6 protein-coding genes and 1 CRISPR repeat array (1 of these 7 only partly in view) are annotated in these 11,461 nt (G+C 36.4%); all 6 genes read left to right on the top strand.

All coding sequences use genetic code 11. The annotated features are described in order from the left end of the window. Window positions 1-201: 201 nt before the first annotated feature. The 6 genes from BLV53_RS02460 to csn2 all read left to right on the top strand — a co-directional run bounded on the left by BLV53_RS02460 (window position 202) and on the right by csn2 (window position 11,125). The gene (locus tag BLV53_RS02460) at window positions 202-1,272 is read left to right on the top strand and encodes a carbamoyl phosphate synthase small subunit (protein WP_090296583.1); all 1,071 of its coding nucleotides are present in this window, start codon (window positions 202-204) and stop codon (window positions 1,270-1,272) included. Then, window positions 1,272-4,472, top strand: a complete 3,201-nt coding sequence (gene carB, locus BLV53_RS02455; RefSeq protein ID WP_090296581.1) for a carbamoyl-phosphate synthase large subunit — start codon at window positions 1,272-1,274, stop codon at window positions 4,470-4,472. Before BLV53_RS02460 ends, carB begins: the two co-directional genes overlap by 1 nt. Window positions 4,473-5,213: 741 nt before the next feature. Then, window positions 5,214-9,278 (top strand): type II CRISPR RNA-guided endonuclease Cas9, encoded by a 4,065-nt coding sequence (gene cas9 / locus BLV53_RS02445; RefSeq protein WP_090296575.1) that lies wholly within the window; start codon window positions 5,214-5,216, stop codon window positions 9,276-9,278. Further along, window positions 9,275-10,147, top strand: a complete 873-nt coding sequence (gene cas1 / locus BLV53_RS02440) for a type II CRISPR-associated endonuclease Cas1 (protein WP_090296573.1) — start codon at window positions 9,275-9,277, stop codon at window positions 10,145-10,147. Before cas9 ends, cas1 begins: the two co-directional genes overlap by 4 nt. A gap of 4 nt (window positions 10,148-10,151) precedes the next feature. Further along, window positions 10,152-10,457, top strand: coding sequence for a CRISPR-associated endonuclease Cas2 (gene cas2 / locus BLV53_RS02435; protein WP_090296753.1), 306 nt, complete (start codon window positions 10,152-10,154; stop codon window positions 10,455-10,457). Further along, window positions 10,454-11,125, top strand: coding sequence for a type II-A CRISPR-associated protein Csn2 (gene csn2 / locus BLV53_RS02430; RefSeq protein WP_090296570.1), 672 nt, complete (start codon window positions 10,454-10,456; stop codon window positions 11,123-11,125). The genes cas2 and csn2 overlap by 4 nt, the downstream gene beginning before the upstream one ends. A gap of 62 nt (window positions 11,126-11,187) precedes the next feature. Beyond that, window positions 11,188-11,461: direct repeats of the CRISPR family, unit length 36 nt; unit sequence GTTTGAGAGCCTTGTTAATTCAGTTAGGTGCCAAAC (it continues 286 nt past the right edge of the window).

Genomic DNA, 11,461 nt, shown 5'->3' with positions numbered 1-11,461 from the left:
TTGTAAAACGTAGAATCGTTCTGATTTCTGATGTTAATAAATAGCTTCTGCTCGAAAACATGGGCTGTGTGCCATTTGCTATTTCTTACTATTCTAATGAATATAGTGAAAACGATATTGGAATAGTTAGAAATAGCAGATGGGACACTTCAAAGACTACAGGCAGAAGCGAGCAAAAATAAAAGGGTAGAAAGAGGTAAGATGAAAGCATTTTTAATTTTAGAGGACGGTACAGTTTTCGAAGGAACAAGCATCGGCTCCACAAGAGAAGTCATCAGTGAGATAGTTTTTAACACTTCAATGACTGGTTACTTAGAAGTTCTTACAGATCCTTCTTATGCGGGACAGGCTGTATGTATGACGTATCCACTTATCGGTAACTACGGTATCACTGATGATATGGAAAGTGGCAGACCATGGCCTGATGGATTTATTGTAAGAGAACTCAGCCGTATTCCATCAAATTTCCGTTGTAAGGGTACAATCCAGGATTTCCTTGTAAAACACAACATTACAGGTATTTCAGGTATTGATACACGTGCTCTTACAAAGATTCTTCGTGATAGAGGAACCATGAATGGAATGATTACCACAAATGAGCACTTCAATTTTGAGGAGATAAAGCCAAAGCTTGAAGCTTATAGAACTGGTGATGTTGTTTCAAAGGTTACATGTCATGAAAAATCAGTTTTATCTGGAAAGGGTAAAAAGGTAGCCCTTCTTGATTTTGGTGCAAAACGAAACATTGCAAAGTCATTAAATGATAGAGGATGTGAGGTGACAATTTATCCAGCACACACATCTGCAAAAGAAATCCTTGCCGCAGAGCCAGACGGAATTATGCTTTCAAACGGACCTGGTGATCCAAAGGATTGCGGACCTATCATAGATGAAGTGAAAAAATTATACGACAGCGACGTACCTATTTTTGCAATCTGCCTTGGTCATCAGCTTATGGCTCTTGCAAATGGTCTTGATACACACAAGCTGAAATACGGTCACAGAGGTGGAAACCATCCTGTAAAGGATTTGGAGACTGGCAAGGTTTACATTTCATCTCAGAACCATGGTTACGTAGTTGATACTGATGGACTTGATGAGATAATCGCTACACCTGCATTTGTAAATGTAAACGATGGTACAAATGAAGGACTTAAATATACAGGAAAGAACATTTTCACTGTTCAGTTCCATCCTGAGGCATGCCCAGGACCACAGGACAGCGGATATTTGTTTGATAGATTTATTAAGATGATGGGAGGGCAGCAGTAATGCCAAAGAGAAGTGACATTAAGAAAGTAATGGTGATTGGCTCTGGACCTATCGTCATTGGACAGGCAGCAGAGTTTGATTATGCCGGAACACAGGCTTGCCGTTCACTTAAGGAAGAGGGCATGGAAGTTTGTCTTGTAAACTCAAACCCAGCTACCATCATGACAGACAAAGAAATCGCTGATCAGGTTTACATTGAGCCTCTTACAGTGGATGTATTAAAGCAGATTATCATAAAAGAAAAGCCAGATTCACTGTTGCCAACACTTGGTGGACAGGCTGGACTTAACCTTGGTATGGAGCTTGCAGAGTCAGGATTCTTAGAGGAGCAGGGGGTAAAGCTTATCGGTACCACAGCAGAGACAATTTTCAGAGCTGAGGACAGACAGGCTTTTAAGGACACCATGGAAAAGCTTGGTGAGCCTGTTGCAGCTTCTCTTGTAGTAAATACAGTTGAGGATGGTATCAGATTTACAAACACTATCGGATATCCGGTAGTACTTCGCCCAGCCTATACACTTGGTGGTTCAGGCGGTGGTATCGCTCACAACCAGACAGAATTAGTAGAAATCCTTACAAATGGTCTTCGTCTTTCACGTGTACATGAGGTACTTGTAGAAAGATGTATCGCAGGCTGGAAGGAAATCGAGTACGAGGTAATGCGTGACGCTAACGGCAACTGCATCACCGTATGTAACATGGAAAATATCGACCCTGTTGGTGTACATACAGGTGACTCAATCGTAGTAGCGCCATCTCAGACACTTGGTGACAAGGAATACCAGATGCTTCGTACATCTGCTCTTCGCATCATCGATGAGCTGGGTATTACAGGTGGATGTAACGTACAGTACGCACTTCATCCAGAGAGCTTTGAGTACTGTGTAATCGAGGTAAACCCACGAGTATCTCGTTCATCAGCGCTTGCATCAAAGGCTACAGGTTATCCTATTGCAAAGGTTGCTGCTAAAATCGCACTTGGATATACACTTGATGAAATTCCAAATGCTATCACAAAAAAGACCTTCGCATCATTCGAGCCAATGCTTGATTACTGCGTAGTAAAGATTCCACGTCTTCCATTTGATAAATTCATCACTGCTACCAGAAAGCTTACCACTCAGATGAAGGCTACTGGTGAGGTAATGTCTATCTGCAACAACTTTGAGGGAGCCCTTATGAAGGCTATCCGCTCACTTGAGCAGCATGTAGATTCACTTTTAAGCTACGATTTCTGCGACATGACAGATGCTGAGCTTGAGGAAGCTCTTAAGGTTGTTGACGACAGAAGAATCTACTGCATCGCTGAAGCGTTAAGACGCGGCGCGTCATACGAAACAATCCACAATATCACAAAGATTGATATGTGGTTTATCGATAAGATTAAGATTCTTGTTGAGATGGAGCTTAGACTTCAGCAGGAAGAACTTACAGTAGAGCTTCTCAAGGAAGCAAAGCGCATCGAATTCCCAGATAGTGTTATCGCAAAGCTCAATGGCAAGATGACTGAGGATGAAGTTAGAAAGATGCGTTACGACAATGGCATTGTTGCTGCTTACAAGATGGTTGATACATGTGCAGCAGAGTTTGATGCTATGACACCTTACTACTACAGCGTATACGGCAGCGAAAACGAAGCGGTAGAGACAAAGGATAGAAAGAAAGTACTAGTACTTGGTTCTGGTCCTATCAGAATCGGACAGGGTGTTGAGTTCGACTACTGTTCAGTTCATGCTACTTGGGCATTTGCCAAGGAAGGCTGGGAGACAGTTATTGTAAATAACAACCCAGAAACTGTTTCTACAGACTTTGATATTGCAGACAAGCTTTACTTTGAGCCTCTTACAAATGAGGATGTAGAGTCAATCGTTAATCTTGAAAAGCCAGATGGAGCTATCGTACAGTTCGGTGGTCAGACAGCCATCAAGCTTACAGAGCATTTGATGAAGATTGGTGTGCCTATCCTTGGAACAAAGGCAGAGGATGTAGATGCAGCAGAAGATAGAGAGCTTTTTGATGCAATCCTTGAACAGACACAGATTCCACGTGCTGCCGGCGGTACAGTATTTACAGCCGAGGAGGCAAAGGAAGTTGCAAATCGCCTGGGCTATCCAGTACTTGTAAGACCTTCTTACGTACTTGGTGGTCAGGGTATGCAGATTGCCTTTAACGATGAAGAAATCGAAAAATTCATGGATATCATCAACCAGATTGCTCAGGATCATCCAATCCTTGTAGATAAATATTTACAGGGCAAGGAAATCGAAGTAGATGCCATCTGCGATGGAGAGAACATCCTTATCCCTGGTATCATGGAGCACATCGAGCGTACAGGTATCCACTCAGGTGATAGTATTTCAGTATATCCAGCTCACACTATCACACAGGATATCAAGGACAAGATTGTAGATTATACAGAGCGACTTGCTAAAGCCCTTCACGTACTTGGTATGATTAACATCCAGTTCATTGCCATGGATGGAGAGGTTTATGTAATTGAGGTTAACCCTCGAAGCTCTCGTACCGTTCCATACATCAGCAAGGTTACAGGTATTCCAATCGTTGACCTTGCAGCAAAGGCTATTCTTGGTCACAAGATTACAGATATGGGATACAAGCCAGGACTTCAGCCAGAGGCAGATTACATTGCAATCAAGATGCCTGTGTTCTCATTTGAAAAGCTTCGCGGAGCTGAGATTAGCCTTGGACCTGAGATGAAATCTACAGGTGAGTGTCTCGGTATCGCAAAGACATTTGAGGAAGCTCTTTACAAGGCATTCCTTGGCGCAGGTGTGGTACTTCCAAAGCACAAGCAGATGATTATCACTGTAAAGGATGCTGACAAGCCAGAGGCACTTGAGGTCGCAAAGAGATTTGAGAAGCTTGGCTACAAGATTTACGCTACACGTTCTACTGCTAAATATCTGCAGGATGGCGGTGTAGATGCGCTTCAGGTCAACAAGATTTCACAGGAATCTCCAAATGTAATGGATCTTATCCTTGGACACAAGATTGACCTTGTAATTGATACACCTACTCAGGGACATGGAGATAAGACCAGAGACGGATTCCTTATCCGCAGAAATTCAATCGAGACAGGTGTGAACTGTATCACAGCTATCGATACTGCAGTAGCGCTCGCTACATCACTTGAAAGCGCAACTACAGAATATACACTTGTAGATGTAGCAAAAATCTAAATAGAATTTATAAAATCCTGTTGGGGTGAAACCTGACAGGATTTTTGATTTATGCGAAGTAAAATGTATCTAGAAAAGAACTTGTTAAATGTGGATGTTTGATTGAAAATATAGAACATTTGTGCTAGATTATTCATGCGGTTCATCCGCAAGTTTTAATAGAAGTACCCACGACAGGGTGGTAGTCTCCCGAGCCTATATGGTGGTCCATTTGGATGTCACTAACGGAAGGGAGGTGGCGCCTGTGAGCGATTATGAAATCATTATGATAGTGCTAGGTATTCTGGCATTGCCTTTTGCAGTTTGTAATTCTCTCCTTGCGTTGCTGACTTTTCTCGACAAGAGAAATAATAAGCGCAAATAAAAATGCCTCTCCTGTCTGCAAACGGGAGAGGCGGCTCTTTATGAGCTAATTCAATCATTCTCGGTAGCATCCACTTTGGAGTGGGTGCTTTCTTTATATATAATATAACATCATAGAAATATGTATTCAACTATTAATTTTCCCATAATGTATTAGAGGCTATATAATGAAACCGACAAAAAGAAATATTTGAGTTTAATTAGAATTCGATTATACTAAAAATAAAAGAAGCCATAACAATGGCTTCAAATACCCGCACCATGCGGTTCTTAAAAAAGACGATTCCGGATAAACCTTATTTGCACTCGCCTTGTTAATTCATATTGATAATATCATTTATGCGTATATATAGTCAATATTTAAGCGGAGGATAGATAATGAACAAAAGAAATTATTATGTTGGACTTGATTTAGGAACCAGTTCTATAGGATGGGCAGTTACTGATGATAAGTACAATTTAATAAGAATTAAAGGTAAAGACTATTGGGGCGTAAGAGAATTTGACGAAGCTCAAACATCTGAGGATAGGAGACATAATAGAACTAGCAGAAGACGTAGGCAGCGTGAAAAGGTCAGAATTGGAATGCTGCAGAGCTTCTTTCATGATGCTATTGAGAAAGAAGATAGTCAATTCTTTATGCGATTAGAGAATAGTAAGTATTGGAAAGAAGATAAAGATTTATTATTGGAATCCGTTAACGGGGTATTTAATGATGAGGATTACAGTGATAAAGAATATTTCTCACAGTATCCTACAATATTCCACTTGAGAAAAGCACTGTTGGAAGATTCGATTGAAGATGATAAGCGGTATGCACGCTTCGTATATTTGGCACTTTTAAATATGTTCAAACATAGAGGACATTTTTTAGGGGGCGAGATTGGCAAAGATGGAATAGTAGCAATCGAGTCGACTTACGCGGCTCTTGTTGAAAAAATGGAGGATACATTAGAGAATGTTATTTTTCCAGTTGATGGAGCTGAGAAAATTGAATCTATTCTTGGAAATAGAGGAATCTCCAGAAGTGAAAAAGCCTCACAGATAAGTGAACAATTGGGTCTTTCTAGGGCCAATAAAAAGGAGCAATTGATTGTTCGTGGTATCTGTGGTTTAAAGATTGATGCTAGTAAAATTTTTGAACTAGATGAAATAGAAAAGGTAGAAATTAATTTTTCAGATTCTAATTATTCTAAAAAAGAGACTGAAATTATAGATGCTATTGGAGATGATAAATATGAACTAATAGCTTTAATGAAAAAGATTTATGATACTGGTATATTATCAAGTACTTTACATGGGCATTCTTTTTTATCGTTGGCTAGAGTTGAGGCATATAATAAGCATAAAGCTGACTTGTCGTTACTAAAGAAAATATATAAAGAAGAACTACCAACTGAAAAGTATGATGCTATGTTTAGAGAAATTCAACCTGGAAATTATAGCGCATATGTCAATTCTACTAATAGTGGAATAAAAGGTGGGGATGGATTAATTCGTAGATCATTAGTTGGAAAAGGTAGAAGTCGTGAGGAATTATATAAGACTATCCGAAATGACTTGAAAAATCTATCTAGCAAAGATGTTGAATATGTGCTTAAAGAGATAGAAAATGAGACATTTCTCCCTAAACAAATTACATCTGATAATGGAGTTATACCTAATCAATTACATAGGCTTGAAATGGAGAAAATTCTAAAGAATGCAGAACAGAAATTATCATTTTTGAAAGAAAACGATGAGACAGGTCTTTCAGTGAGTGAAAAGATATTAAGATTGTTTTCTTTTCAAATGCCATATTATATTGGCCCAACTTCAGAGAAAAGTAAAACAGGATGGGTAATAAGGAAAGATGAGGGACAAGTTTTACCATGGAATATTGAAGAAAAGATTGATGTTGAAGCTACTAGGGTACAGTTTATAGATAGACTTGTTCGTAATTGTACATATTTGTCTGGTGAAAAGGTTCTTCCAAAGAATTCTCTTCTATACGAAAAATATTGCGTTCTTAATGAAATAAATAATTTACGAATTGATGGTAAAAAAATATCTGTTCAGTTAAAACAGGATATTTACAATGATGAATTTAAAAAGGGAAAAAAATTAACTAAAGGAAAACTAGCAAAATATTTAGCAAATAGAGGATTACTAGAGAATGAAACTCAGTTGACTGGTGTAGATATTAATATCAACAGTAGTCTGTCTTCTTATGGAAAATTTTACGCAATTTTTGGAGATGATATTGAAAAAGATTCAATAAAGAATGTAGTAGAAAGGATTATTTATTATTCTACAGTTTTTGGAGAATCAAAAAGTGATTTGCAGTTATGGCTAAAAAAAGAATATGGTAATTTGCTAGATGAAAAGAAGATAAAAAGAATTTTAGGTTATAAATTCAAGGATTGGGGTAGAGTATCGAGAGAGATGCTTGAACTACCCGGATGTGATAAAGAAACTGGAGAATCAAAATCATTAATTCAGTCTATGTGGGATACTAACTGTAATTTTATGGAATTAATTAACAGTGAAGTTTTCTCATATAAGGAGTCTTTACAGGAAAAACAAATAAGATTATTAAAAAGTTTGACAGAGTTTAAGAACGAAGATTTAGATGAATACTATTTTTCTGCGCCAGTAAAGCGAATGGTTTGGCAGACGATTGTGTTATTGCGTACTATTACTAAAGAAATGGGAGTTGAACCTACGAGAGTATTTATCGAGATGACTAGACGCGATGGAGAAAAGGGAAAGCGTACAACTTCACGTGGCAAACAATTGCTTGAATTATATAAGAATATTAAGGATGAAAGTAGGGATTGGTCTGGGCAAATAAAAAAAGCAGATGAAGATGGAAGTTTAAAAAGCAAAAAGTTATATTTATATTACACTCAGATGGGACGATGCATGTACACTGGGGAGCCAATTGATTTAGAAGACTTATTTGATTCAAATAAGTATGATATAGATCATATCTATCCAAGACATTATGTTAAGGATGATAATATTAATAACAATCTTGTTCTAGTCAATAAATCAAAAAACGCAAGAAAGAGTGACAACTATCCATTAGAAAAAATGCCTGAAGCAGTGTATTCACTGTGGCGTATGCTTCATATTAAGGGATTAATTAATGATGAGAAATATAGAAGATTGACAGGTAGGAATCCGTTTACAGATGAGCAGAAAGCTGGGTTCATTGCTAGACAGTTGGTGGAAACTAGCCAAGGAACAAAAGGCGTTGCTGATTTAATTAAGCATCTATTTTCTGAGAATACTACTGTTGTATATGCAAAGGCTAGTAATGTATCAGATTTTAGGCGTGATAATGATTTTCTTAAGTCTAGATTGATAAATGATTTTCATCACGCAAAAGATGCCTATTTAAATATTGTTGTAGGAAATGTTTACTTTACCAAATTTACTCAGAATCCGTTGAATTTTATAAAAAATGAGTTATCAAAGGATGAAAACAGGTATGGCTATAATTTGGGTAAAATGTATGAGAAAGACGTTGAGAGAAATGGATATAAAGCATGGATTGCCGCAAAAAACGGTGAGAAAAATCCAACAATAAATACGGTCAAGACTGTTATGAGTAAGAATACACCACTTATAACAAGGTGGGTTTATGAAGCTAAAGGGGGAATAGCAAATGAGACATTATATCCAGCAAAAAAAGCAAAAGAAGATGGATATATACCACTAAAAGAAAGTGATGATAAATTACGTGATATTACAAAGTATGGTGGATATAATAGCGTTTCTACAGCCTATTTCTTTTTAGTGGAGCATGATGATAAAAAACGAAGAATTAGAACAATAGAAACAGTTCCAATCTATTTAAAGAGTAGAATAGAGAGAACGGAAGAAGGATTGCTTAACTACTGTATTAATAATTTGGGCTTAAAAAATCCTAGAATCTGTGTAAAAAGAATACCATTACAATCATTGGTTGAAATCAATGGATATAGATGCCGTATTTCTGGTCGAGGTGATAATAGATTATTACTAAAGAATGAAATGTCATTTATTCTCAATAATGAATGGAATAATTACATTCATAACCTTGAAAAAATGCATAATGAACAGAAGGATAACCAGAAAGTAACTTGCAACCAGAATATTAGTTTATTTATTGAGATACTTGAAAAGCATAAACATACCATATTCAATAAGAGGCCAGTATGTATAATTGACAAGCTTGATAACTTGTACGAAAAGTTTATTAATAGTGATAAAAACATTCAAAGTGATGTATTAATAAATTTGATTCAACTTACAAGTATTGGAGCACAATTTTCATCATTAAAGGTCATTGGCGAAGCTGATAAGTTTGGTTATTTACGCATCAATAAAAATATAAGTAATATAGATTCAATAGTTTTAGTAAACCAGTCTATTACAGGGATATACGAAACCAAAAGAGATTTATTGAGAGTATGAGTTGGAGAACAGTATTAATATCTAGTAGTGCAAAACTAGATTATCAAATGGGATATTTAGTTGTTAGAGGTTCTGAAACGGTTAAAGTTCATATAGACGAGATAGGGTTGTTAATGATTGAAAACACAGCAGTTGCAATTACAGCAGCCCTATTGAGTGAACTGACTAAGAAAAAAGTAAAGATTATATTTTGTGATGAAAAAAGGAATCCTTCATCAGAGTTAATATCTTATTATGGATCCCATGATACTAGTGCTAAAGTTAGGAAACAGATTGCGTGGAATAATGATGTTAAAGCTTCTGTTTGGACAGAGATTATTTCTGACAAGATTAAAAAGCAAGCAGAGCATCTCCAAGAATATGGATTAAAAGAGGCAGAGATGTTATATAAGTATAACAATGAACTAAAATTTGGAGATTCAACGAACAGAGAAGGGCACGCAGCTAAAGTATATTTTAATGCTTTATTTGGGATGGATTTTACGCGAACTGCTGAAAATAGTATAAATGCAGCATTGAATTATGGTTACGGATTGATTTTATCGACTTTTAACAGAGAGATTGTAGCGAATGGATATATTACACAGTTAGGGCTTTTTCATGACAATATGTTTAATCAATTTAATTTAGGGTCGGATCTTATGGAGCCATTTAGACCAATAGTTGATAGGGCTGTAAAAGTATTATTACCAGATAAATTTGAACATGATGAGAAAGTTGAGATGTTACGGTTACTTCAGGCGGAAGTAATGATTGCAGGGCGAAATGAGTATCTAACAAACGCTATTAAAATATATACAAAGAGTATTTTTGACGCTTTAAATGACGAAGATGTTTCGTTAATAAAATTTTATCAGTATGAATTATAGATTTATGAGAGTAATAGTCTTTTTTGATTTACCTGTATTGACAAATGCCAACAGAAAAGCATATAGAGAGTTTAGAAAATTTTTGATTAAATCTGGATTTATGATGGTACAAGAATCAGTTTATTGCAAGCTGGTCTCGAATAGTACGGTTGGCGATGCTGTCATTGAAAATGTCAAAAAAAATAAACCACCTGAAGGTTTGGTTCAAGCCTTGAAAGTGACTGAAAAGCAATACAATAATATGGAATATATAGTAGGGGATAGGAAGACAGATGTTATTAATTCCGATGAAAGGCTTATTATATTATGAGATTAGTCAATAAGGAGTTTGGAGTTGAGTTTCAGTTGACAGAAAATACAGTATTGAATATTGTGTGTGAAAATAGAAATGCATTTAAATCTATGGTGTATGATTTCTATTCTGAAGCCAAGGGAGATGATGGCGCTTGGATTTTATCAGATAATGATGAGGAACACTGTATTTCAAAGAGGGTTGAAGTTATTGTCAATCCATTTTCAATTTCATGTAATGATAGAAAGATTCTTAATGCCGTTTACAAGGAGCTTCATGATGTTTTAGAGCAAAAGTATTGCGATGCCTATTCAGAAGTTAATTCTAGAATTTTTAATTTAATAGACACTGTTTTGCAGAATGTTCCATACCCTTTGGTAAGCGAGCTTAGCGGAGATATTGAAGGATTATTTAAGCTGTATGATGTGAAATTTGATGAAGAATATACTTCATTAACTGAAAGAATAATTAATTACATAAAAACATCTAGTCAAGTATTGAAGAAAAAAGTATATGTACTAGTCAATATAAAAACATATTTAGATGATAATGAAATGAAACAACTATATAAAGAGGCAATGTATAGCAAAGCTTATTTAGTAATACTCGAAAGTAAGGATACTGCTAAGCTAGATGAAGAAAAAAAGGTTGTGTTAGACGACGATTTATGCATAATTGAATCATAGAATGAATTAACAACATATCGCAAGTATGTGTGGCTCGGTGAGAACCAAAATTGTAATTTGAGGTTTGAGAGCCTTGTTAATTCAGTTAGGTGCCAAACTTTTTTTCAATGGTAAGACATTTGCCTTCGTTTGAGAGCCTTGTTAATTCAGTTAGGTGCCAAACTAAAGATAAAGACAGCTACAGGCGTGATGGTTTGAGAGCCTTGTTAATTCAGTTAGGTGCCAAACCAAAGTGGAGCGATTCAGCTAACGCAACTCGTTTGAGAGCCTTGTTAATTCAGTTAGGTGCCAAACATACCATAGATTGTGCTCAATCAATTTTGGTTTGAGAGCCTT

Origin of the sequence: Pseudobutyrivibrio sp. ACV-2, assembly GCF_900107545.1 — a bacterium.
GTDB lineage: Bacteria > Bacillota > Clostridia > Lachnospirales > Lachnospiraceae > Pseudobutyrivibrio.
The sequence above is the reverse complement of the archived record's forward strand: the minus strand, read 5'-3'. Positions and strand labels throughout refer to the sequence as shown.

What these genes read in the sequence shown, in the direction of transcription:
- BLV53_RS02460 (WP_090296583.1), top strand. Translation starts at nt 202, where the DNA reads ATGAAAGCATTTTTAATTTTAGAGGACGGTACAGTTTTCGAAGGAACA.
- carB (WP_090296581.1), top strand. Translation starts at nt 1,272, where the DNA reads ATGCCAAAGAGAAGTGACATTAAGAAAGTAATGGTGATTGGCTCTGGA.
- cas9 (WP_090296575.1), top strand. Translation starts at nt 5,214, where the DNA reads ATGAACAAAAGAAATTATTATGTTGGACTTGATTTAGGAACCAGTTCT.
- cas1 (WP_090296573.1), top strand. Translation starts at nt 9,275, where the DNA reads ATGAGTTGGAGAACAGTATTAATATCTAGTAGTGCAAAACTAGATTAT.
- cas2 (WP_090296753.1), top strand. Translation starts at nt 10,152, where the DNA reads ATGAGAGTAATAGTCTTTTTTGATTTACCTGTATTGACAAATGCCAAC.
- csn2 (WP_090296570.1), top strand. Translation starts at nt 10,454, where the DNA reads ATGAGATTAGTCAATAAGGAGTTTGGAGTTGAGTTTCAGTTGACAGAA.